The organism is Sphingomonas populi (assembly GCF_004208535.1).
GTDB classification, from domain to species: Bacteria; Pseudomonadota; Alphaproteobacteria; order Sphingomonadales; family Sphingomonadaceae; genus Sphingomonas; species Sphingomonas populi.
Window position 1 is genome coordinate 79,981 of sequence record NZ_SGIS01000014.1, and the last position, 21,942, is coordinate 101,922.

Consider the following 21,942-nt stretch of genomic DNA (forward strand, 5'->3'; position numbering starts at 1 on the left):
GCTCATCGCGACGGCCGCCCGTTTCGTTACCAGGTCAGGTTCAACCGCGCGTAATAATAGCCGCCGTTGATGCCGTAAGGCGAAAACAGCGGGTATTTGTCGCTCGAATAGCCACGCTCGTTGTTGTCGAACTCGGCCTGCCGGATCAGCGCCTTGCTCCGCTCGGTCGGGTATTTGTTGAACAGGTTGTTCGCACCGAACGAGATTTTGATCGGCTTGGCGATCTGATAGCCGACTTCCAGATCGGTGAGGAACGAGTCCTTCACCGGCACCTTGAACAGCGAGCCGGCGGCGACGTTGCCCACGGAGGAGCGCGCGGTTTCCAGCGCATAGACCTCGGAGTAGAAGCTCTCGCGCAGGTTCACGCTGAAGCCGCCGAGCTGCCAATAGCCGTTCAGCGTGCCACGGAACTTTGGCGTGCTGTTTTCGAGCTGCGTCACGTCGCTGGTGGCGATGAGCTGGGTCAGGCCGGGATTCTGCGTGCTCGAATAGAGTGCCGAAGGCAGCGGGTTGATCTTGAGCACCTTGTTTTCGTTGTAATTGCCCGTGAACGTCAGATCGAGGCTACCAAAATCGCCGAGATCGAACGGATAGTTAACCACCACGTCGACGCCGCGCGTCCGCATCTTCACGCCGTTGACGAAGCTCTGAACCGCAACCGTGCCGTCGGTCGCGCGATCGACACCGTTGGGGGCGTAGAGCACATAGACCGGGATCGCCGTCGCTTGCGCCAGCGAGGTCAGGTTCCCGCTCCCACCCAGCGCGGTGTTGACGGCCGACAGCACGGCGAGCTGGTTGTTGATGTTGTAGAGATCCTGATTGAACGGAAGGCAAGCCTTAGCGTTCGATGCGCCGGACTCGGCATACCCCTGCGGGCAGCGATTACCGGTGAAGCCGTTGAACCCGGACGAGATCATGATTCGGTCGCGGATCGTGATCTGATAGGCATCGACGGTCATGCTCAGCTTGGGGGTCGGGTGGAAGACGAAGCCCGCGCTGAAGTTGGTCGATTTCTCCGGCTTGAGCCCGCCGAAACCGAGTGCCGCAGCGCCGGCTGACGCTGGCGGCAGCACGCCGCTGATCGAGCTCGGGCCGACGTTGAGGCCCGAATAGCCACCTTCCGCGAGAGTCGGCGCGCGGAAGCCGGTGCTAACGGTGCCACGCAGCGCGAACGCATCGGAGAAGTCGTAGCGGCTGGTCAGCTTGAAGACGGTGGTGTCGCCGAAATCGCTGTAATGTTCATGCCGGACGGCGCCGTCGATCAGCCAGGCATCGATCGGCTTCACGCTGATATCGAGATATTGCGAGAAGTTGTCGCGCTTGTACTTGCCGGCATCCTTGGGGCTGTAGCCGAAGAAGGATTGCGTGCCGCCGCCATAATACGACGCGGGATCACCGGCGCGGATGCCATATTCCTCGTGCCGGAATTCGAGACCGCCCGCGACGTTGAGCGGCCCGGCGAGACCGATGTCGAACGGATGCGTCAGGTCGAGTGTGTTGGTCCACTGGGTGTTGAAGAACGAACCGTCGTGGATGTTGGTCGGCGTGTAGCCGGTGTCGCGATAAAGCTGGGCGTTGGCGGTATTGATGATATCGACGCTGATATCGTCGTTGCCGTAGGTGCTGGCGAGATCGAAGGTCGTTTCGCCGACGCTGCCGCTGAAACCGCCGGTGAACGAGTAATCCGTCTCGTCGATCGTCTCCTGCGGCATGAATCCGCCTGGATAGAAGGGCACGCCCGCCACGCCACCGGCCGCCTTGGTGCCGGCTCCACTCACCACCGTCGTCGGCGGGCGCGTGTTCTCATAAGCCTTGGCCTTCTTGTGGCCATAGCTGCCGAAGCTGTAGAGTTTGAAATCGCCAAATTCATAGCCGGCATTATAACTGACCACCGTCTGATCGATCTGGGGATCGCCGATGATGCGGTTGGTGTACGGATAGCCGAGCAGATCCTTGATCGCCGGATATTTGGTCGACAGGCTGACCGCCTGTGGGTTGACGTCTCCGCGGAAGCTGTAGTTCTTGTACTTCTTCTGCGCCGCGACGTTCAGATAGGCGCCGTCGAACGGCGCGATGCCGATGTTGCCGCCGACTGCATAGGTCTGGCCGCCCTCGTCGTAATATTTGCCGCCGGTCGCATCGAACGAACCGCCGTGATCGGCCTTCTTCTGGATGAAGTTGATGACGCCGGCAATCGCATCGGTGCCGTATTGGGCGGCGGCGCCGTCTTGCAGGACTTCGACGTGATCGATCGATTCGGGCACGATGAAACTGATGTCCGGCGCGGCGCTGCCGCCGAAGGGACCGCCGGCGACCGACACGTTGGCGGTGCCATGGCGGCGCTTGCCGTTGACGAGGATCAGCGTGTGATTCGGGCTGAGGCCGCGCAGCTTCATCTGCAGCGTGTGCGCCTGAAGATCGCTACCGAACGACTGCGCCTGAATCGAGGGCAATTGCTGGGCGAGGCTTTGCAGCAGATCGGGCGAGCCGGTGCGTTGCAGCGCGTCGGCACCCAGAATCTGGATCGGCGCGGGGCTGTCGGCGGCACGCATGCCGGTGGTGCGCGTGCCGGTGACGATGATGTCGGTGCCACCCTCATCCGCCTGCGGCGCGGGATCGGCAGCCGGTGCCGGTTCTGGCGCGGCGAGTGCAGGTACGCTCCAGGCGCTGGCGACGGCCAGTGCGAACAACGAAATCGAGTTTCTTACCATTGATTTGAGTCCCCCAGGTGAATCCGTAACTGTCAGACGTCCGCTCCCAGTATTTACCTTCTCTCTGCCTGCAGCCGCCGGCTTTCTTCACCGTATCGGCTTTGACCGGACGCACGCACATCTCCCTGCCGCAAAGCAGCATCCAAAAACGTACGGCGCTTGAACTTACACCCCTACGACGCGCCAGCCTGATGACATGCTGACTCGCCCGCCGGACCTACCGCCCCGGACCGGAGACTTGCCCCGGCGGCATGCGAACCCTTCCGACGACATGAAGACGCCATAACCTTCCCCGCAATGCAACATAAACTTCATGTCCGGGGCCACCTATCGTCAGGAAAATCGGTTTCGTCCCGATGTGGTGCATCGATGCAACGCTTTTCCGATCGCACCTTCGCGCCACGCTTCTGCGGTTGACAGCGGAGCCACCTTCGCATAGCTGGCGCTTCTTTCCCGCGCCGGGCCTGCCCGAGCGTGGGGTATCGATGTTTTGAAAGTGATGAGGGCCATGTTCGCAATCGTGCGCACGGGCGGCAAGCAATATCGCGTTGCCGCTGGAGACAAGATCGTCGTCGAGAAGCTCGACGGCGAAGCCGGTTCGTCGATTACGCTCGGCGACATCCTGCTCGCGGGCGAAGGCTCGGAGCTGAAGTCGGTCGAGGGGCTGACCGTCTCCGCCGAGATCATCGCGCAGGCGAAGGCCGAGAAGGTCATCGTCTTCAAGAAGCGTCGTCGTCACAACTATCGTCGTAAAAACGGCCACCGCCAGCAGCACACGATCCTGAAGATCACCGCCATCGGCGGCGAGTCGGCGCAGGCGTAAGGAGTCTCACGAGATGGCACATAAAAAAGCAGGCGGTTCGTCGCGCAACGGTCGTGATTCGGCCGGTCGTCGCCTCGGCGTGAAGAAGTTCGGTGGCGAGATCGTCGTGCCGGGCAACATTATCGTGCGCCAGCGCGGGACCAAGTTCTACCCGGGCACCAACGTCGGCATGGGCAAGGATCATACCCTGTTCGCGCTTACGGATGGCCGCGTGACCTTCAAGGAAGGCAAGCTCGGCCGCAAATTCTGTTCGGTGGAACTGGTGGCGCAAGCCGCCGAATAACGGGCAACCGGCCGGGTTGCCCACCAGGGCGATCCGGGTGTCCGACAGGATACCGAAAAAGGGAGACGGGTCGCCCCGGCTCCCTTTTTTCATGCTCCCTCCACGGCGCTGTCGCCCCCATGTCATCCCGATATGGCAGGTGCCCGCGCAACGACGAGGAGAGTTTTCGAAATGTTCGCCCGGACTCCCAGATTGACGCTGCGCCCCGGCTGGCCGGAAGATGCGCCTGCGCTGACGCAGGCGGTCGCGCATGAGAGCGTGGCCATGAACTTGGCGCGCGTGCCTTGGCCCTATGCGGATGGCGATGCCGCCGAGTGGCTGGCGATCCCGCGCGGCGCGACCGACGTGACGCTGCTGATCCTCGCGCATGACACCCCTGCCCCCCGCCTGATCGGCGCGATTGCGCTCGATCGCGAAAGCGGTGGCGCACCCGAACTCGGCTATTGGCTGACGCCGGGCGCCTGGGGGCGCGGCTATGCGACCGAGGCCGGGCATGCCGTTCTGCACATGGCGCGCCACGCGCTCGGGCTGAAGCGGCTGCACTCGCGGTATTTCGTCGACAACCCCGCCTCGGGCCGGGTGCTCGGCAAGCTGGGTTTTCGCGAGACCGGACATGGGGCGACCTTCTCGCGAGCACGCGGGCGCGACGTGCCGAGCGTGATGCTGGCGTGCGATCTCGAGGACGAGCGAATCGGGGATCAAGCGCTTAGCCTTGCCGCCTGATGTCGCCGCCCCGGCGCAGGCCGGGGCGGATGCGTGTGTATCGAAACAGCGGCCTCGAAAACACCGTGACGCCCCCGACCTGCGCCGGGCGGCGATTAGGCCGCCGGCAGCACCGCCGCCGCATAGTCGCTTTCGGCGCGCGCGATCAGCTTGCGGTCATCCTCGCGCCACGGGTGGAAGCCCGGCAGGAAATAGCTGAACCACGCGCCGAGGATCTTGCGCACCATGCCGGGCCGCACCAGCGCATACTGCAACACGCCGAGATGCGCGCGCGGGCCGGTGATGCCGTCCTGCCGGAGCAGCTCGATGATGCCGAGATAGCGCCCGACGAAGAACTTGCGCGTCGTGCTGAGCATGACCAGCGTCTTGACCGCCCAGCGGCGCAGACGCGGCCAGTCTCGGGTGGCGTGCCGCCAGGTATCATAAGCGACGCCCTTGTGCTCGATCTCCTCGGCGGCGTGCCAGCGCCACATCGCCGCCGCCTGCGGCTCCGCGCCGGCGAGGTGGCGGGGTTCGGCGAGCAACTGGTGCGCCAGAATCGCGGTAAAATGTTCGAGCGCCATCGTCGCGGCGAGCTGGGCGATTGCCGGCTTGTCCGCCGTCATCGCCAGCGCCTCATCGACATGCCGGTCGAGCAGCGACACGTCATAGCCCTGATCGGTGACGTGGCGGTTGAACGCGACATGCTCGCGCGTGTGCATCACCTCCTGCTTGATGAAGGCGTTGATCTCGGCGGCGAGACGCGGCGGCGTGCCTTCGCGGAACGCGCGCACGCTCTCGATGAAAAAGCCCTCGCCTTTCGGAAAGGTGATCGACAGCGCATTGTAGAAGGCGGTCGCGACGGGATCGTCGTTCATCCACCAACGTGCCCGGCGCATGCCGCGGCCAAAGCGCAGATCGCGCGGGGTGATCGTCAGATCGGCGGGTGTAGTTGCTTTCGCCATGGAAACCTCCAGACAGCTTCAGTCAGACCATCAATTGGGTATTACTTACACTCGTGTCAATAGCGCCAAAACGACTCAGCCCGGAACGGTCGCGAATCGCGGCGATTGAGGCCGCGCGCGATATTCTCATCCAGAACGGCCCGCAGGCGGTGACGCTCAAGGCGGTGGCCGCGCGAATCGGGCGCACCCACGCCAATTTGCTCCACCATTTCGGCAGCGCGGCGGGCCTGCAGAGCGCGTTGATCGCCCATCTCGCGGGCACGATCACGCAGCGGATCGGCGACGTGGCCAAACAGGCGCGCGCTGGCGAGGCCGATCCGCGCGACGTGGTCGATCTCACCTTCGACGCCTTCGCGCAGGGTGGCGGGGCGATGGCGAGCTGGATGATCTTGTCGGGCAATCACGATGCGCTCGATCCGGTGCTGAGCGCAATCCACCGGCTGGTCGATGACCTCGCCGAGGATGAGGCCGATCAGGCGACGCATATCCGCGAGGAGACGTTACGGCTGGTGCTGGTCGCGATGGGCGATGCGCTGCTCGGGCCAGCGATGGCGAAGGCGCTCGGGCTGCCCCGCGAGACGGCGCGGGGGCTGGCGACTGACGCGCTGGTCGCGGCGCGGGCGGCGGCTTTGAAGGGGGCGGGGTAACATCGCCGAGGCGGCGCGGCAAAGCCGCGCCGTCGGTCCTCGCCTGATGGCGAGGCCGGCCGGGCGCGCTCTGGCCTCGCTTTAGCTGCGCTAAAGCGTTAGAGCGCGCCTATGCATTTTCTCGATCAAGCAAAAATCTTCGTCCGCTCGGGCGCGGGCGGCCCCGGCGCCGTCAGCTTCCGGCGTGAGAAGTTCATCGAATATGGCGGCCCGGACGGCGGCAATGGCGGCAAGGGCGGCGACATCATCTTCGAGGCGGTCGCCGGGCTGAACACGCTGATCGACTTCCGCTACACGCAGCATTTCCGCGCGCCGCGCGGACATGGCGGATCGGGCAGCAACCGCACCGGCGCGGGCGGTGACGATCTCGTCATCAAGGTGCCGATCGGCACGCAGATCATGGACGAGGCGCGCGAGGAAGTGCTGCTCGACTTCACCCACGCCGGCCAGCGTGAGGTGTTCCTGCGCGGCGGTGACGGCGGGCGCGGCAACGCCACCTACAAGACGTCGACCAACCGCGCACCGCGCCAGCACGGCACCGGCTGGCCCTATCAAGAGGCGTGGCTGTGGCTGCGGCTCAAGCTGCTCGCAGACGCCGGGCTGGTCGGGCTGCCGAATGCCGGCAAATCCACCTTCATCAACGCCGTCACCAACGCGCAGGCCAAGGTCGGCGCCTATGCCTTCACCACCACGCGCCCGCAGCTCGGCGTGGTGCGCCATCACCAGCGCGAGTTCGTCGTCGCCGACATTCCCGGCCTGATCGAAGGTGCCGCCGAGGGTGCCGGCATCGGCGACCGTTTCCTTGGCCATATCGAACGCTGCAAGGTGCTGCTCCACCTCGTCGACGCCAATGACGAGGATGTCGGCGAAAGCTACCGCATCGTGCGTGACGAGCTGGAGAATTACGGCGGCGGGCTGATCGACAAGCCGGTCGTCGTGGCGCTCAACAAAATCGACACGCTCGACGACGAACTGATTGCGGCGCTGCTCGCCGAGCTTGAGGAAGCGAGCGGCGAGGAAGTGATCGCTATCTCGGGCGCAGCCGGCACCGGCACCGACTGGGCGCTCGACCGGCTGCTCGAGGCGATCGGGCCGGACGCGGCGACGGTCGCGGCGGACGACGAAGGCGAGGATGCGATCGAGTGGTCGCCGGTTTAAGCGGCAGGCGGGTTCTGATATCGTCGCCATATGGCGACTCAACCTGATTATCCGCTGCTGACCGCCGAGGAATTCCTCGACATCGACTTCGGCGAGCGCAAGGCCGAACTCGACAATGGCGTGATACGGATGATGGCGGGCGGAACGGCGCGCCATGCGCGCGTGCAGTTCAATCTGTTGCTGTCGCTCGGTGGTCGGTTGCGGGGTACGGGCTGTACGCCGTATAATTCGGATATGGCCGCGCGCACGCGGGATCGGTCGGTGCGCTATCCTGATGTGTCGATCTATTGCGGACGCGATACCGCCGTGGATGATGATGCGAAGGCGTTCGACGATCCTCAGGTCGTGTTCGAAGTGCTGTCGGCAGGGACTGCCCGCACGGACCTGCGGATCAAGCTCGAAGAGTATAAGGAACTCCCGAGCATCGATACGATCGTCTTCGTCGATATCGCGACCGAACGGCTCCGCGTCGTCCAGCGCACCGGCCCGACGTCATGGACCGACATCGCGTATCAGGAGCCGGCCGACATCCATCTCCCTTCGGTGGCGACGGATTTGACCCACGCCGAAATCTTCGCGCGCTGATTCGATTGGCGGATCGCCCGCCTCGCGCTAAGCGGCGAGGCGATGCCTTTGTTTCCGCCTGCCACCTGCCCGCGCCTGATCGTCAAGATCGGCTCGGCGCTGCTCGTCGATCCCGACGGCGGCGTGCGGCGCGCGTGGCTGGCGGGGATCGCCGCCGATATCGCCGAGCGCGCACACGCCGGGCAGCAGGTCGCGGTGGTGTCGTCGGGGGCGATCGCGCTTGGCGCGCGGCGGCTCGGGTTGCCCAAGGGTGGCCGTGCGAGCCTTGAGGATGCGCAGGCCGCCGCCGCTGTCGGGCAGATCGCGCTCAGTCAGGTCTGGGCCGAGACGCTTGGCGCCGAGGGGCTGACTGCCGCGCAAATTCTCGTAACGCTCGACGATCTCGAGGATCGCCGCCGCTATCTCAACGCCGCCGCGACGCTCGACCGGCTGCTCGGCCTGGGCGTGGTGCCGGTGCTCAACGAGAATGACAGCGTCGCGACTGCGGAGATCCGCTTCGGCGACAATGACCGGCTCGCCGCGCGCGTGGCGCAAGCGGCGGGCGCGCAGGGCGTGGTGCTGCTCTCCGATATCGACGGGCTGTACGATCGCAACCCGGCCTTGCCCGGCGCGGTGCATATCGCGCGGGTCGAGCGGATCGACGCCGCGATCGAGGCGATGGCGGATCGTGGTTCGGCATCGGGCATGGGATCGGGCGGGATGGTGTCCAAGATCGCCGCCGCGCGCATTGCCAATGCGGCGGGCGCCAACCTTGCCATCGCGAGCGGGCGGATCGAGCGGCCGCTGTCGACGGTGGCGCGGCATACCGTGTTCGTCGCCGAGAAATCCGCGCCCGCGCGCAAGGCGTGGCTGGCGGGTGGGCTGACCGCGCGTGGTACGATCCATGTCGATGCCGGCGCGGCCAAGGCGCTGCGCGGCGGGGCGAGCCTGCTCGCGGCGGGCGCGACTCGCGTCGAAGGCGATTTCCGGCGTGGCGATCTCGTCGCGATCTGCACCGACGACGGCCGCACGCTCGCGCGCGGACTGGCGGAATATGATGCGGGGGAAGCCGGGCTGATTACCGGGCGGCGCAGCGGCGATCTCGCGGACATCCTCGGCTATGCGCCGCGTGCTGCACTGGTGCATCGCAACCATATGGCGCTGTTGTGAGCCTTCTCGCCCGCAACATACTCCCCTCCCTGGAAGGGAGGGGTCGGGGGTGGGTCGGCCCGCGCGGTAAAGTTGCGCCCGCCTACCGACCAGCCCCCCCCCCACCCCTCCCTTCCAGGGAGGGGAGCCATGTGGCGCTGGCGGCGACCGCCGCGTTCACCAGGAACCTTTCGCAATGATCACGCTCGCCATCACCGGCGGCACCGGCTTCGTGGGCAAACGGCTGATCGAACAGGCGCTTGCTGCTGGCTATCGCGTGCGTGCGCTCACGCGCCGGACGCAGCCGGCGCGTGAGGGTGTGACGTGGGTCGCGGGTGCGCTCGACGATACGCGCGCGCTCGACGAGCTCGTGGCGGGCGCGGATGTCGTCATCCACGTCGCGGGCGTCGTCAACACGCCGACGCGGGAGGGTTTCGTCGCCGGCAACATCACCGGCACGCAGGCCGTGGTGGATGCCGCGCGCGCGGCAGGCGTGCGCCGCTTCGTCCATGTCTCGTCGCTGGCGGCGCGCGAGCCGCAGCTTTCGGTCTACGGTTGGTCGAAGCACGGCGCGGAGGACGTGGTCACCGCATCTGGTCTGGACTGGACGATGGTACGTCCTTCCGGTGTGTTCGGCCCGGGCGATACCGATTGGCTCGACATGTTTCGCGCCGCGAAGCACGGCATCGCGCTGCTGCCACCGCCCGGCAAGCTGGCCGTGATCCATGTCGATGATCTGGCGCGCTTGTTGCTCGCGGTCGTCGCCACCAACCCGGGCCAAGTCATCTACGAGGCGGACGATGGCCGCCCCGGCGGCTGGACGCACCGCGACTTCGCGCGCGCGATCGGCACGGCGGTCGGCCGCCGCGTGTTGGCGATCGATCTGCCCAAGCCGGTGATGCTCGCGGCGGCACGGCTCGACCGGCTCACGCGCGGCGACAAGGCCAAGCTCACGCCCGACCGGGTCGGCTATTTCTGCCATCCCGACTGGACGATCGATCCTGCCCGCGCGCCCGATCCTGCGCTGTGGCACGCGCAAATCCCGACGCCCGCAGGACTTGCTGCGACGGCGGCATGGTATCGCGAACACAGCCTGCTATAGAATCGTCCGAATGCCGCCGCATTTGCTTGGCAACGTCCGTGCGGCCCTACTCCCGAAGGATCTCCATGAGCGACCGCGCCACCGTTTTCGAAACCGTTACCAGCCAGATCGAGCCGTTCAACAAGAAGGGTGTCGCACTGACCGAGGCGACCACCTTCCAGGGCGATCTCGAATGGGACAGCCTGACGGTGATGGATTTCGTCGCGGCGATCGAGGACGAGTTCGACATCATCATCACCATGAACATGCAGGCCGAGATCGAGACGATCGGCCAGCTCGTCGATGCCGTGATGAGCCTGAAAGCCTGAGACAGATCATGACCGAAGCCGCTGCCACCGCCGACGCCCTGCCCGCCTTCCCCGCCGAGGTGGCGCCAGAACGCGACCTGTTCTCCAAATTCGACGCGCTGATCGCCGAGCGCGAGGCGCTGATGGCGACCGGCGTGCGCGACCCGTTCGCGATCGTGATGGACGAGGTGAAGTCCCCCACGCTCGCGATCATCAAGGGCAAGGAGACGATCCTGCTCGGCACCTACAATTACATGGGCATGACGTTCGACCCGGACGTGATCGCCGCCGGCAAGGACGCGCTCGACCAGTTCGGATCGGGCACCACCGGCAGCCGCGTGCTCAACGGCACCTATTCGCCGCACAAGGATTGCGAAGCGGCGCTGAAAGAATTCTACGGCACCGAGCACGCGATGGTGTTCTCGACCGGATATCAGGCCAATCTCGGCATGATCTCGACGCTCGCCGGCAAGGGCGAGTATATCATTCTCGACGCCGACAGCCACGCCTCGATCTATGACGGCTGCGCGCTCGGCAATGCCGAGATCGTGCGCTTCCGCCACAATTCGGTCGAGGATCTCGACAAGCGCCTCGGCCGTCTGCCCAGGGAGCCGGGCAAGCTTGTCGTGCTCGAAGGCGTCTATTCGATGCTCGGCGATATCGCGCCGCTGCCCGAAATGGTCGCAGTGGCGAAGAAGCACGGCTGCATGGTGCTGGTCGATGAGGCGCACGGCATGGGCTTCTTTGGGCCGAACGGGCGCGGCGTATACGAGGAGCAGGGCGTCGAAGCGGATGTCGATTTCGTGGTCGGCACCTTCTCCAAATCGGTCGGCACGGTCGGGGGGTTCTGCGTGTCGAACCATCCCAAGTTCGACGTGATGCGGCTGGTGTGCCGGCCTTATGTGTTCACCGCCTCGCTGCCGCCGTCAGTGGTAGCGACCGCCGCGACCTCGATCCGCAAGCTGATGCATGCCGGCGAGAAGCGCGCGCATCTGTGGGCCAATTCGAAGCGGCTGCATGGCGGCCTCAAGCAAATGGGCTACACGCTCGGCACCGAGACGCCGCAATCGGCGATCATCGCGGTGATCCTCAAGGACCAGACGCAAGCGGTGGCGCTGTGGCAGTCGCTGCTGGAGGGTGGCCTCTACGTCAACATGGCACGCCCGCCCGCGACGCCGGCTGGCACGTACCTGCTGCGCTGCTCGCTTTGCGCGGAACACAGCGCCGAGCAGGTCGAGACGATCCTCGCCCTGTTCAAGGCGTCGGGACAGGCCGTGGGGGCGATCGATTAAGGGGAGTCCCGGCTTTCCCCGAGTCGCGCAGCATAGTAACGTGAAACGATGAGCGGGACCGAGGGCGACGCGGGGGCGGAACACACCTCCAGCGCGGCATGGCGCACCATCATGCTGGTCGTGATGGCGCTGCTGGGCCTGTCGGTGCTCGTCGGGCTGATTTTCACCTTGTCCGGCGCGAATCGCCAGCGCGACGAAGCGCAGCAGCGCGAGCGGCACAGCTATGAGGTGATGATCCTCGCGCGCACGCTGGCGGGCACGATCGCCGATGCCGAGGCGGCGCTCGGCCGCTACGTCATCAGCGGCGACCGTGCGCTCGGCGGGCGATATGCGGAGCAATGGCAGGTCGCCGGCTCGCAGATCGACAAGCTGCGGCGCGACACCGCAGACAACCCCGAACAGGCGAACGCGATTAGCGACCTCGCCGACGCGTATGGCGCGCGCGGCGCCGAACTCGAACTGATCGCGCTGAGCACGCGGTACAAAAAAAACAACCAGGCGCTCGGCCTCTATTACCGTGCCGGCACCTCACCCAAACTTGCCCGGATCAACGCACTGCTGAACGAGATTTCCCGGCGCGAGCATGTGCTGCTCGACCAGCGCACGGCCAGCGCGATGGCGGCGGTCGCGCATTCGAACGATGTCGCCAAGGTGCTGGCGGTGTTCGGGCTGTTGATCGTGATCGGCGCGATCCTGCTCGGCTGGGTGATGGTGCAGGCGCTCGGGTTCGAAGCGATCGCGCAGGCGGAAACCGCCGCCGAGCGCGCGCGCGCCGAAGACCTGCAGGCCGCCGTCGCCGCCGCGACCGCCGAGCTGCGCGCGCAGGAGGCGCAGCTCCGCCAGATCCAGAAGATGGAGGCGATCGGTCAACTCACCGGCGGCATCGCGCACGATTTCAACAATATGCTCGCGGTGGTGCTCGGCGGTCTCGAACTGGCGCGCCGGCAGATCGCGCTCGACCCCACCGCCGCCAACCGCCACATCGACAGCGCGACCGAGGGCGCGAACCGCGCCGCCGAACTGACCCGGCGGCTGCTTGCCTTCTCGCGTGAGGATGCGCTGCATACCGAGCCAGTCGAGCCGGGCGCGCTGGTCGCGGGCATGTCCGATCTGCTCGATCGCACGCTCGGCGATGCCGTCACCGTGACGGTGCGGGACGCGGGCAGCGGCTGGCATACGCGCGCGGACCGGCACCAGCTCGAGAACGTCATCCTCAATCTCGCGGTCAACGCGCGCGACGCGATGGACGGGCGCGGCCAGCTCACCATCACCACGGCGGGCACGGCTCTGTCGCATGGCGCGGTCGGCGCATGTCCGGCCGGCGAATATGTCAGCATCGCGGTCTCCGACACCGGCAGCGGCATGACGCCCGAGGTGATGGAGCGCGTGTTCGAACCGTTCTTCACCACCAAACCGGTCGGCAAGGGCACCGGACTCGGGCTGAGCCAGGTGTTCAGCTTCGTGCGGCAGGCCGAGGGTGAGGTCGCGCTGCGCTCGGCGCCCGGCGAGGGCACCACCGTGACGCTGTATCTGCCGCGCCACACGGGCCAGGCCGCGCCGGCCGCGACGCCGCCTGCCCTCCCCGCCGACATAGCGCCAGCCGCACTCGACATCCTCGTCGTCGAGGACGATCCGCGCGTGCTTGCCGCGACGATGGGCGCGCTGGAGGAACTCGGCCACCGTGCGGTCGCGTGCGGCGATCCGCTCGCCGCACCCGCGCTGCTCGCCGCAGATCCGGCGACGACATTGGTGATTTCCGACGTGCTGATGCCGGGCCAGACCGGGCCGGAGATGGTGGCCGGACTGCTGCTGCGCCGCCCAGACCTGGCGGTGCTGTTCGTCACCGGATTCGCGGGCGAGGCCTGCGAAGCCGAATTCGGTGGCCATGTCGTGCTGCGCAAACCGTTCACCATTGCCGGGCTGGAAGCCGCGATCCACGATGCGATCACCGCGCCGGGCGCCACCGAGAGCCACATCGCCGCCGAATGATTTCGTAGCTGACGCGCGCGGCATAGGCCGATATAGCCCGGCGCTTCGGTCTCTCCTCCACACGTCCCCAGCAAAAAGCCGCCAAAGCCAGCCCATGAAGTCCATCGACCGCTACATGGCCCGGCTGATCGCGGTGCCGCTGTTCTCGACTCTGGTCATCTCGGCGATGCTGCTGGTGCTCGACCGGATGTTGCGCCTGTTCGATTTCGTCGCGACCGAGGGTGGCCCGATCAGCGTCGTGTGGCGGATGCTCGCCAATCTGCTGCCCGAATATCTCGGCCTCGGCATTCCGATCGGGCTGCTGCTCGGCGTGCTGCTCGCCTTCCGCCGGCTCGCCACCTCGTCGGAACTCGATGTGATGCGTGCGGTCGGCATGAGCTATCTGCGGCTGCTGTACGTGCCGTTCCTCTATGCGATAACGCTCGCGGCGGTGAATCTCGCGATCGTCGGCTTCATCCAGCCCGACGCGCGCTATTCCTACGAGAAATTGCGCTTCGAACTGCGCACCGGCGCGCTCGGCGCCTCGATCAAGGTCGGCGAGTTCACCCACTTCCCCAACGGCGGCACCGTGCGGATCGAGCACAGCCGTGACAACGGCCGCAAGCTCTCGGGCATCTTCGTGCAATATGCCGACAAGAAGGGCGACTGGTACGCCGTCACCGCGCAAAGCGGCCAGTTCCTCGCCACCGACAACCCGGATGAGATTATTTTCCGGCTGACCAATGGCACGCTCGTGAACAAGGCGCTCAATTTCGCGACGCCGCGCGTGCTGACTTTCACCTCGCACGACCTGCCGATCGCGCTGCCCAAATACGAAAACTTCCGCACCCAGGGCAGCAGCAACCTGGAAATGACGCTGCCGACACTCGCCAAGCTCGGCCATGACCGCCATGCCGACAAGGAAACCCGCGACACTAGCCGCGCCGCGTTCCATTTCCGCATCGTCGAGGTCTGCACGATGTTCCTGCTGCCGCTGCTCGGCCTCGCGCTCGGCGTGCCGCCGAAGCGATCCTCCTCGGCGATCGGCGTGTTCCTCGGCATCATCATGATCGTCGCGTATCACAAGGTGAACGAATACGGCATGGCGGTGGGCGGGCTGGGCAAGATCGACCCGATCATCGCTTTGTGGGTTCCGTTCGCGGTGTTCGCCAGCCTCGTGCTGTGGATGTTCTATACGATCGCGTTCGTGCCCGGCGGCCAGCCGATCGGCGCGCTGGAACGTGGCGCGGCCAAGGCGGCCAAGGCGATCGGCCGGCTGTTGCCGCGCCGCGGCCGGGAGGCACGGGCATGACCGCGATGTTCCCGTCGCGCACCGTCGCGCTGTACATGGCGAAGATGTTCCTGATCCGCACCTTCGCCATCCTCGGCGTGCTGGTGCTGGTGCTGCAATCGCTCGACCTGCTCACCGAATCGGGCAAGATCCTCGCGTATGCCGGCAATGGCGACACGCAGATCTGGCATTATATCGGTCTGCGCGTGCCGCAGATCATCTCGACCTTCCTGCCCTATTCGGTGCTGCTCGGCGCGATCATCACGCTGACGACGCTCAATCAGAACAGCGAAGTCATCGCACTGAAAGCGTCAGGGCTGTCGGCGCACCAGATCCTCGCACCGCTGATCGTGGCGAGCTTCGGCGTCGCTCTGCTGTCGTTCAGCTTCAACGATCGCATCGTCGCCCGCGCCACCGCGACGCTCGACCAGTGGCAGAAGGTCAATTACGGCCCGTTGCCGATCGACCGTGGCGATCGCTCGAACGTATGGGTGCGCGACGGCGACGATCTCATTCAGGTCGATCAGATCAAGGGGCGCGGTAACGCGGCGATCCTCGGCGGCGTGACCTTGTTCGACCGCGAAGGGGGTTCGCTCGCGACGATCACCAAGGCGCTCCACGGCAAACGCGAGGGCGACGGCTGGCGGATCTGGCCGGCGACTCGCTTCGACCTCGCCGCCGACAAGGTGACGCCGCTCGGATCGATCGTGATCGGTCACGGTGTACGGCCCGATCAATTCTCGCTGTCGAGCGTCGATGCCGACGGACTTTCGTTCGGCGACCTTCAATCCGCGATTGCCGACCTCACCGCTGCCGGCCGGCCGACCGCATCGCTGGAAGGCACGCTCTGGCATAAGCTGTCGGGGCCGATGTCGGCGATGCTGATGCCGCTGCTGGGGGCGGTCGCCGCGTTCGGCATCGCGCGATCGGGCAAGCTGTTCGTGCGCGCGGTGATCGGCATGGGCCTTGGCTTTCTGTACTTCGTCGCCGACAATTTCGCGCTGGCGATGGGCAATCTTGGCGCCTACCCGCCGTTTCTGGCGGCATGGGGCGCGTTCCTGCTGTTCCTGATGATCGGCGAAACCGTGCTGATCCGCACCGAGGAGTGACGTCATGCTGCTGATCGTCGGCACGATCCGCTTCCCCGCCGAAAACGTCGCTGCCGCACGCAGCGCGATCGAAGCGTTGGTGACGGCCACCCGCGCCGAGGACGGCTGCTTCGAATATCGCTTCGCCGAAGATGTGCTCGATCCCGGCCTGATCCACATCACCGAGCGCTGGCGCGACCGCGCCGCGCTCGACGCGCATTTCGAGATGCCACACATCGCGGCCTGGCGCGCCGCCGGAGCGGCGCTCGGCGTCAGCGACCGCGCGCTGAGACTGTACACGGTTGACGACGGGCAAGCGCTTTAAGCTCCGGGTTCCCGCCGGGGCTTGCTCTGTCGTTCAGGCGTGACTGGTCACAGCGCGCGCCGCAGTCCGAAAATCACCAGGCCGAACACCAGCAGCACTGCGAGCAGGCCCAGGAACTTCAGCCACACGCCAAGCGCGTCACGTCCGCTGCCTTCGGACATTCAGCGGGCGCGGGTCGTGCTGCGGACCAGCCGCGCGACCAACGGGGCGAGGCCGGCATGGTTCGCATCGTGATATGGCGACTCGGTGCCCAGCATCGCGACCAGCCGGCGATGCGCCTCGCCGAGCGCATGATATGGCACGCTCGGCACGAGATGGTGGAGCGCGTGATAGCGCAGGCCGACCGGCGCCCACAGGAACGGCAGGTAGCTCGGCGGCGGCACGTTGACGCTGTCGAGATATTGCGCGGTGACGCTCATCGCATCGCCCTCGTTCTCCCACAGATGCGCGACCAGCGTGCGGACCTGGTTGAGCAACGTCGAGACGGCGTAGATGCCGAGGAAGATCGCGAAGGCGCGCAGCGGAATCACGCCGCCCGCGACCAGGGCCACCAATGTGATCGCCCAGACGCTGGTTGCGGCCTCCAGCCACAGCCAGCGCGTGCGCAATTCGCCCTCCGGCGGGCGGCGGCGGAAAGCCGGATTGATCGCCAGCGAGGATGCCTGTTCGATCAACCACGTCCGCAAGCGCGGGATCACCACCGACAGCGGCACCAGCACCGCATAACGCGCCACCAAAGCGATCGGCGCGAGCAGCGCGGTCAGCACGAACAGCGGCAGCGTCCACGGTTTCATCAGCGCGAGCGGCAGATATTCGGGATCTTCGACCGTACCGTAGCGGGTGCGGGTGTGGTGGATGGTGTGGACGCCCTCGTACATGAACGACGGCACCATCATCGGCACGCCGAACAGCAGATTCCACCCCAAACGGAAGCCGGGCACGGCACTCGGCTTCATATGTGTGATCTCGTGGATGAAGCTGGCGGCGCGGTACAATGCGAGGGCGGCGACGCCACCGGCGAGGATCGCCCAGGGCGACACCCACAGCATCGCCACCGCCAGCGCGGCATAGCCGACCACTGCCGAGGTCAGGAAGTCCACCCAATAGGTCGTCGGGTTCGGCGCGTGGAGGTCGCGCGTCAGCTCGGCGGCGGCGCGCAACATCGCCTTGTCGTCGACCGTCCGGTCGATGGCCGCACGCGCGGAGGCGCCGATCTTATCGGCGTCGCTGCGGCTGGCGAAGGTCATGCTCGTCATAAGGCTGTCCATTGCCCCAATATAGTGGCCGCATGGTGGCAGGAACAGGAGGTCAAATCGTCCAAGCCTGCCGGCGATCCCGATCGCTCGCGCTCCGACAGCACGACACTGACGGTAACGGCTTGACGCGCCGCGCGCGCTGCGGCTTGTGCGCTTCGCGCCACGCGCGTGCGCGACGCTTTAGCGAGAGGCTTATCCACCGTGGCGAGTCAAGATTTCACGATCCGGCCGATCCAGAGCAAGGCGGATCGCAAGGCATTCATCGAACTGCCGTTCCGGCTTTATGCCAACGACCCGAACTGGGTGCCGCCGCTGAAGGGCGAAGCGCTCGGATTGATCACGCCAGAAAAGAACGGCTGGTTCAGCCACGCCAAGGCGCAACTGTTCCTCGCCGAGCGCGGCGGCGCGGTGGTCGGCCGCGTTTCGGCGCATATCGACACGCTCGCGCTGGAAATGCCGAGCGATCAGGGCTTCGGCCCGGGCTGCGGCCAGTTCGGGCTGCTCGAAGCCGAAGACGGCGAAGTCGCCGCAGCCCTCATCAAGGCTGCCGAGGATTGGCTGCGCGGCCAGGGCATGAACCGCGTGCTCGGGCCGATCAGCATGTCGATCTGGGAAGAGCCGGGTCTGCTGATCCAGGGCTATGATCATCCGCCGACGATCATGATGGGCCATGCCAAGCCCGAATATCGCGGCTGGATCGAAGGCGCCGGCTATCACCCGGTCAAGCAGTTGCTGACCTACGAGCTGGATATCCGCAAGGAATTCCCGCCGCTCGTCCAGCGGATCATCAAATCGGGCGAGAAGAACCCGCGCATCGTCGTGCGCGAGGTCAACAAGAAGAAGTTCGACGAGGAAGCGGCGATCATCCTCGCCATCCTCAACGATGCATGGTCGGACAATTGGGGCTTCGTTCCGCTCACCCCGCCCGAGATCAAGGACGTCGGCGTCAAGCTGAAGCCGATCGTGTTCAACGACCTCATCCGAATCGCCGAACTCGACGGCAAGCCGGTCGCCTTCATGATCACGCTGCCCGATCTCAACGAGGCGATCACGCCGTTCAAGGGCAACCTGTTCCCGTTCAACGTCTTCAAACTGCTGTGGTGGCTGCGCAAGCCCAAGGTGAGGACGATGCGCGTGCCGTTGATGGGCGTGGTCAAGGAGTTGCAGGCCTCGCGCATGGCGAGCCAATTGGCCTTCATGATGATCGAATATATCCGTCGTACCTCGGTCGCCAATTACGGCTCGACGCGGAGTGAGATCGGCTGGATTCTGGACGACAATCAGGGGATGCGGTCGATCGCGACAACGATCAACTGCGAGATCAACAAGGTCTATCAGGTCTACGAAAAGGCGCTTTGAGCCGGCGAGACGCGGCGCGCGGACAGTGCCGCGCGCCGCAGCGACCCCGATCGGGTTCAGTTCTTCGCGAGCGGATCGGTTCCGGTCAGATCGATCCAGTCCTTGCGCGTGTGGCATTCCTTGCGCGGAATGAGCGAGCCGGTGATTGTGTCGATCACGCAATAGCGGGTCTCGCGTTTGGCGGGCGTGGTGGCGATCGGCGCGGTGCTGACTTCGATACGGGCGCCTTCCGGGGTGCCCGTGGGAGCGGCGATCGACGGTGAGGCGAGGAGCGCGGACGAGGCGACGGCGGCGAACAGGATGGTCTTCAACATGGCGTAATCTCCGATGGCAAGCGGCTCGTTGCGCCGCGCCAAGGGTATTGCATCCACCGTGCCAGTTTTCTTTATCCCATGAAATCAACACTATAGAAAAATACACGATTGGCCACACGCGGCATACCGAACCAACACACCGGATAATACGCCAAGCTCTGGCGAAATATCCCGATCAAAAAAGCCGGGAGATTCCGAGATAGAGTTCAGCGTCCGGCGTGTCGTGATTGAGCCCGGCGATACCACCGATATCGAGTTGCATCGTCTTGCTGACCATCCACCCCAGCGACAGCGCGCCGAACGTCTGAGTGGTCTTTTGCTCGGGATCGTCGTCGCGCAGCACCTGCGCTTCGATGGTGGCGGTCAGCGCCTTGGTCAGTTCAACGCCGAGACCGAGCGTGCCGCTCGCCGCGAAATGGCGACCGTGCCCATCTTTACCGACGGCAGCCTCGACTTCTGGAGTGACTTGCACCTTGAGCGTCTCGTTCAGTTCGTAGGAGACGGGTGCCGTCATTCCCGCTCCCCAATCCCCGAAGCCGACCGGCATCCGCCCGACCGGGACGATCACGAACGGGCGCACGGCGGCGGACAGGCCCTTGCCGTCCGGGTTCTGGAGATTGACCTTTACGCCCAGCGTTACGTCGCCGGTGCGGCCCCTGCTCTCGACCGCGCCGCTCGCGGTGTCGCGGGTGCGGACGTGACCGTAGGGCGTCCAGCCGATCTGGGCTTCGATCGTATTGGTCAGTCCGACGCGCACCAACGTATCGCCGATCAGCACGGTGTCGGTGCGGCCGTCCGAATCCTTTTCGAGCGTCCAGTCGGCGAGCGCGGTTTCGACCGAGACGTGGCCGGGTGCGATCGTGCAGGCGGGGCGGCCGAGATCGGGGCGCGACGGGCAATAGTCGCGCTCTTCGGCGAACGCGGGCGTGGCGGCGAGCATTGCCGCCAGAAACAGGATGTTGCGCATGATGTCCCCTTTTCATGCGCAACCCCGGACTGTCGGTTCCGTTCCTTAGCGGACGCGCGGGCCGCCGAAGGGAAGCGGCGGCGGCGGACGGCGGTCGCGGCGCGGGAGCTGCGCCTGATAGGCGTGGCCGCAATGCGCGACGCAATAGGGGAAACCGGGGTTCACCTTGTCGCCGCAGAAGTGGAAATCGGGCTCGCCGGGGTGGCCGAGCGGCCATTTGCAGATGCGGTCGCTGAGATCGAGCAGCGTCGTCTTGCCGGCCATGTCGGCCGAAGGCTTGGCCGGAACGAGGCGACGTGGCGGCGCGGGCGTGATCGGCGCCTGCTGCTCGCCGGGCGACTGGCGCAGGAAGCCGCCGGGGCCGACCGAACGCAGGATCGGCTGCGGGGGTGCTACCGGCGCGGGTGCGGCGACCGGCGCGTCTGAAATTTCAGCATCCTCGTCCTCATCGGCTTCGAAAACCGGGTCGGCGGGCGGCGCGGCGACGACTTCGACCGGCTTGGAGACCTCGGGCAGTGCGGCGACGACCGGCTTGGGCGCGGCGGGTTCGACGACGGGCTTGGCGGCGACCTCCACCGCGACCTCGTTAGGCTTCACCGGCGACGGGCGCGATTGCAGGCCGAGTCGATGCGCCTTGCCGATCACCGCGTTGCGGCTGACCTGCCCGAGTGCCTCGGCGATCTGGCTGGCGGTCTGGCCGTCTTCCCACATCTTTCTTAACGTATCGATCCGTTCGTCGGTCCAGGCCATGAAATCTATCTTCCCTACGTGCCGGGTTGCGGGCAGTGGCGGCAGCGACTAACCGATCGCGCCATGAGCAGCCACCCCCCATCCGGCGAAATCCAGTCGGCGGTTCGCAACGCTCCCGGCGTTCCCGTCATCAAGGACGTGAACTGGGGCGGCCTGCGAACGCTCTATATCAAGGAGGTGCGGCGTTTCTTCAAGGTCCACCTGCAGACGATCTGGGCGCCGGCGATTACGACGCTGCTGTTCCTGATCGTCTTTACGATCGCGACCGGCGCGAAACGGCCGGTGCAGGTCGGCGGAATCGACATCCCCTTCGCCGATTTCATCGCGCCGGGACTCATCATCAGCCAGGGCATGATGGGGCCGGCGTTCGCCAATGCCAGCTTCTCGCTGCTCGCCGGCAAGATCCAGGGCACGATCGTCGATTATCTGATGCCGCCACTCTCGACGCTGGAGGTGCTCGCCGCGCTGCTCGGCGGCGCGATGACGCGCGCGTTCCTCGTCGGCTTCGTAGTGTGGTGTGCGATGCTGCTCTATCCGGGCGTGCATGTGATGCCCTTGCATCCGCTCGCGGTGTTGTGGTTCGGCTTCCTCGGCGCTTTGTTCCTGTCGCTGCTCGGCGTGCTGACCTCGATCTGGGCGCAGAAGTTCGATCATGCCGCCGCCGTCACCAATTTCGTGGTGGCGCCGCTGTCGCTGCTGTCGGGCACCTTCTACTCGGTCGATCGGCTCGCGCCGGCGTTCCGCGCGTTCAGCCACGCCAACCCGTTCTTCTACATCATCTCGGGCTTCCGCTACGGCTTCCTCGGCAGCGCCGACTCGCCGGTGCTGATCGGCAGCATTGTCGTGCTGGGCGTCGACATTGTGCTGTTCGTATTGTGCTATCAATTGCTGGCGCGCGGCTGGCGGCTGAAAAGCTGAAGCGCACTGGCAGTACCCCCACC

Annotated in this window: 22 protein-coding genes; 16 read left to right on the top strand and 6 right to left on the bottom strand. The window is 65.7% G+C overall.

The window, feature by feature from the left end:
- Nucleotides 1–26: 26 nt before the first annotated feature.
- The gene (locus tag EWE75_RS10990) at nucleotides 27–2,690 is read right to left on the bottom strand and encodes a TonB-dependent receptor plug domain-containing protein (protein WP_231708309.1); all 2,664 of its coding nucleotides are present in this window, start codon (nucleotides 2,688–2,690) and stop codon (nucleotides 27–29) included.
- Nucleotides 2,691–3,219: 529 nt separating this feature from the next.
- Here EWE75_RS10990 and rplU point away from each other — a divergent pair.
- The 3 genes from rplU to EWE75_RS11005 all read left to right on the top strand — a co-directional run bounded on the left by rplU (nucleotide 3,220) and on the right by EWE75_RS11005 (nucleotide 4,540).
- Nucleotides 3,220–3,534, top strand: coding sequence for a 50S ribosomal protein L21 (gene rplU / locus EWE75_RS10995; protein ID WP_069204590.1), 315 nt, complete (start codon nucleotides 3,220–3,222; stop codon nucleotides 3,532–3,534).
- Nucleotides 3,535–3,547: 13 nt separating this feature from the next.
- Entirely contained in the window at nucleotides 3,548–3,817 is a 270-nt protein-coding gene (gene rpmA / locus EWE75_RS11000; RefSeq protein WP_069204589.1) for a 50S ribosomal protein L27, read from the top strand.
- A gap of 171 nt (nucleotides 3,818–3,988) precedes the next feature.
- Nucleotides 3,989–4,540 (top strand): GNAT family N-acetyltransferase, encoded by a 552-nt coding sequence (locus tag EWE75_RS11005; RefSeq protein WP_206364745.1) that lies wholly within the window; start codon nucleotides 3,989–3,991, stop codon nucleotides 4,538–4,540.
- A 95-nt stretch (nucleotides 4,541–4,635) separates the two neighbouring features.
- Here EWE75_RS11005 and EWE75_RS11010 read toward each other — a convergent pair whose 3' ends face one another.
- On the bottom strand, nucleotides 4,636–5,484 hold the full coding sequence (locus tag EWE75_RS11010; protein ID WP_130157351.1) for a metal-dependent hydrolase: 849 nt from the start codon (nucleotides 5,482–5,484) through the stop codon (nucleotides 4,636–4,638).
- A gap of 53 nt (nucleotides 5,485–5,537) precedes the next feature.
- Between EWE75_RS11010 and EWE75_RS11015 the strand changes: the two genes are divergently transcribed.
- The 11 genes from EWE75_RS11015 (at nucleotide 5,538) to EWE75_RS11065 (ending at nucleotide 16,355) form a co-directional block, all read left to right on the top strand.
- Complete coding sequence (locus tag EWE75_RS11015) at nucleotides 5,538–6,131, top strand: TetR family transcriptional regulator (RefSeq protein ID WP_130157354.1); 594 nt, start codon at nucleotides 5,538–5,540, stop codon at nucleotides 6,129–6,131.
- Between the two features lie 111 nt (nucleotides 6,132–6,242).
- On the top strand, nucleotides 6,243–7,289 hold the full coding sequence (gene obgE / locus EWE75_RS11020) for a GTPase ObgE (protein ID WP_130157356.1): 1,047 nt from the start codon (nucleotides 6,243–6,245) through the stop codon (nucleotides 7,287–7,289).
- A gap of 30 nt (nucleotides 7,290–7,319) precedes the next feature.
- Nucleotides 7,320–7,874 (top strand): Uma2 family endonuclease, encoded by a 555-nt coding sequence (locus tag EWE75_RS11025; protein ID WP_130157358.1) that lies wholly within the window; start codon nucleotides 7,320–7,322, stop codon nucleotides 7,872–7,874.
- A 42-nt stretch (nucleotides 7,875–7,916) separates the two neighbouring features.
- A complete protein-coding gene (proB, locus tag EWE75_RS11030; RefSeq protein WP_130157360.1) occupies nucleotides 7,917–9,023 on the top strand; it encodes a glutamate 5-kinase in 1,107 nt (368 codons plus the stop codon).
- A 175-nt stretch (nucleotides 9,024–9,198) separates the two neighbouring features.
- Nucleotides 9,199–10,104, top strand: a complete 906-nt coding sequence (locus EWE75_RS11035) for an NAD-dependent epimerase/dehydratase family protein (protein ID WP_130157362.1) — start codon at nucleotides 9,199–9,201, stop codon at nucleotides 10,102–10,104.
- 65 nt (nucleotides 10,105–10,169) lie between these two features.
- Nucleotides 10,170–10,412, top strand: coding sequence for an acyl carrier protein (locus EWE75_RS11040; protein ID WP_130157364.1), 243 nt, complete (start codon nucleotides 10,170–10,172; stop codon nucleotides 10,410–10,412).
- An 8-nt stretch (nucleotides 10,413–10,420) separates the two neighbouring features.
- Nucleotides 10,421–11,683 (top strand): serine palmitoyltransferase, encoded by a 1,263-nt coding sequence (spt, locus tag EWE75_RS11045; protein ID WP_130157366.1) that lies wholly within the window; start codon nucleotides 10,421–10,423, stop codon nucleotides 11,681–11,683.
- 48 nt (nucleotides 11,684–11,731) lie between these two features.
- Entirely contained in the window at nucleotides 11,732–13,672 is a 1,941-nt protein-coding gene (locus tag EWE75_RS11050; RefSeq protein WP_130157368.1) for an ATP-binding protein, read from the top strand.
- A 94-nt stretch (nucleotides 13,673–13,766) separates the two neighbouring features.
- Nucleotides 13,767–14,963, top strand: coding sequence for an LPS export ABC transporter permease LptF (gene lptF, locus EWE75_RS11055; protein WP_206364746.1), 1,197 nt, complete (start codon nucleotides 13,767–13,769; stop codon nucleotides 14,961–14,963).
- A complete protein-coding gene (gene lptG, locus EWE75_RS11060; protein ID WP_130157370.1) occupies nucleotides 14,960–16,051 on the top strand; it encodes an LPS export ABC transporter permease LptG in 1,092 nt (363 codons plus the stop codon). The genes lptF and lptG overlap by 4 nt, the downstream gene beginning before the upstream one ends.
- 4 nt (nucleotides 16,052–16,055) lie before the next feature.
- Nucleotides 16,056–16,355 (top strand): putative quinol monooxygenase, encoded by a 300-nt coding sequence (locus EWE75_RS11065; protein WP_130157372.1) that lies wholly within the window; start codon nucleotides 16,056–16,058, stop codon nucleotides 16,353–16,355.
- 161 nt (nucleotides 16,356–16,516) lie between these two features.
- Here EWE75_RS11065 and EWE75_RS11070 read toward each other — a convergent pair whose 3' ends face one another.
- Nucleotides 16,517–17,611, bottom strand: coding sequence for a fatty acid desaturase family protein (locus tag EWE75_RS11070; RefSeq protein WP_130157374.1), 1,095 nt, complete (start codon nucleotides 17,609–17,611; stop codon nucleotides 16,517–16,519).
- A 201-nt stretch (nucleotides 17,612–17,812) separates the two neighbouring features.
- On the opposite strand from EWE75_RS11070, the gene EWE75_RS11075 reads away from it, so the two are divergent.
- Nucleotides 17,813–18,970 carry an N-acetyltransferase gene (locus tag EWE75_RS11075; RefSeq protein WP_130157376.1) on the top strand — a complete coding sequence of 386 codons (1,158 nt, stop codon included), beginning with the start codon at nucleotides 17,813–17,815 and terminating at the stop codon, nucleotides 18,968–18,970.
- Nucleotides 18,971–19,026: 56 nt separating this feature from the next.
- Here the strand turns inward: EWE75_RS11075 and EWE75_RS11080 are convergent, their stop codons facing one another.
- From EWE75_RS11080 to EWE75_RS11090, 3 genes are all read right to left on the bottom strand, one after another.
- Nucleotides 19,027–19,326 (bottom strand): hypothetical protein, encoded by a 300-nt coding sequence (locus EWE75_RS11080; RefSeq protein ID WP_130157378.1) that lies wholly within the window; start codon nucleotides 19,324–19,326, stop codon nucleotides 19,027–19,029.
- A 133-nt stretch (nucleotides 19,327–19,459) separates the two neighbouring features.
- The gene (locus EWE75_RS11085) at nucleotides 19,460–20,251 is read right to left on the bottom strand and encodes a transporter (RefSeq protein ID WP_130157380.1); all 792 of its coding nucleotides are present in this window, start codon (nucleotides 20,249–20,251) and stop codon (nucleotides 19,460–19,462) included.
- Nucleotides 20,252–20,296: 45 nt separating this feature from the next.
- On the bottom strand, nucleotides 20,297–21,001 hold the full coding sequence (locus EWE75_RS11090; RefSeq protein WP_130157382.1) for a GcrA family cell cycle regulator: 705 nt from the start codon (nucleotides 20,999–21,001) through the stop codon (nucleotides 20,297–20,299).
- Nucleotides 21,002–21,064: 63 nt separating this feature from the next.
- On the opposite strand from EWE75_RS11090, the gene EWE75_RS11095 reads away from it, so the two are divergent.
- A complete protein-coding gene (locus EWE75_RS11095) occupies nucleotides 21,065–21,919 on the top strand; it encodes an ABC transporter permease (RefSeq protein ID WP_130157384.1) in 855 nt (284 codons plus the stop codon).
- The last annotated feature ends 23 nt before the right edge of the window (nucleotides 21,920–21,942 follow it).

Coding starts and splice junctions, on each gene's coding strand:
- rplU (WP_069204590.1), top strand. CDS start 3,220: ATGTTCGCAATCGTGCGCACGGGCGGCAAGCAATATCGCGTTGCCGCT.
- rpmA (WP_069204589.1), top strand. CDS start 3,548: ATGGCACATAAAAAAGCAGGCGGTTCGTCGCGCAACGGTCGTGATTCG.
- EWE75_RS11005 (WP_206364745.1), top strand. CDS start 3,989: ATGTTCGCCCGGACTCCCAGATTGACGCTGCGCCCCGGCTGGCCGGAA.
- EWE75_RS11010 (WP_130157351.1), bottom strand. CDS start 5,484: ATGGCGAAAGCAACTACACCCGCCGATCTGACGATCACCCCGCGCGAT.
- obgE (WP_130157356.1), top strand. CDS start 6,243: ATGCATTTTCTCGATCAAGCAAAAATCTTCGTCCGCTCGGGCGCGGGC.
- EWE75_RS11025 (WP_130157358.1), top strand. CDS start 7,320: ATGGCGACTCAACCTGATTATCCGCTGCTGACCGCCGAGGAATTCCTC.
- proB (WP_130157360.1), top strand. CDS start 7,917: ATGCCTTTGTTTCCGCCTGCCACCTGCCCGCGCCTGATCGTCAAGATC.
- EWE75_RS11035 (WP_130157362.1), top strand. CDS start 9,199: ATGATCACGCTCGCCATCACCGGCGGCACCGGCTTCGTGGGCAAACGG.
- EWE75_RS11040 (WP_130157364.1), top strand. CDS start 10,170: ATGAGCGACCGCGCCACCGTTTTCGAAACCGTTACCAGCCAGATCGAG.
- spt (WP_130157366.1), top strand. CDS start 10,421: ATGACCGAAGCCGCTGCCACCGCCGACGCCCTGCCCGCCTTCCCCGCC.
- EWE75_RS11050 (WP_130157368.1), top strand. CDS start 11,732: ATGAGCGGGACCGAGGGCGACGCGGGGGCGGAACACACCTCCAGCGCG.
- lptF (WP_206364746.1), top strand. CDS start 13,767: ATGAAGTCCATCGACCGCTACATGGCCCGGCTGATCGCGGTGCCGCTG.
- lptG (WP_130157370.1), top strand. CDS start 14,960: ATGACCGCGATGTTCCCGTCGCGCACCGTCGCGCTGTACATGGCGAAG.
- EWE75_RS11065 (WP_130157372.1), top strand. CDS start 16,056: ATGCTGCTGATCGTCGGCACGATCCGCTTCCCCGCCGAAAACGTCGCT.
- EWE75_RS11070 (WP_130157374.1), bottom strand. CDS start 17,611: ATGACGAGCATGACCTTCGCCAGCCGCAGCGACGCCGATAAGATCGGC.
- EWE75_RS11085 (WP_130157380.1), bottom strand. CDS start 20,251: ATGCGCAACATCCTGTTTCTGGCGGCAATGCTCGCCGCCACGCCCGCG.
- EWE75_RS11090 (WP_130157382.1), bottom strand. CDS start 21,001: ATGGCCTGGACCGACGAACGGATCGATACGTTAAGAAAGATGTGGGAA.
- EWE75_RS11095 (WP_130157384.1), top strand. CDS start 21,065: ATGAGCAGCCACCCCCCATCCGGCGAAATCCAGTCGGCGGTTCGCAAC.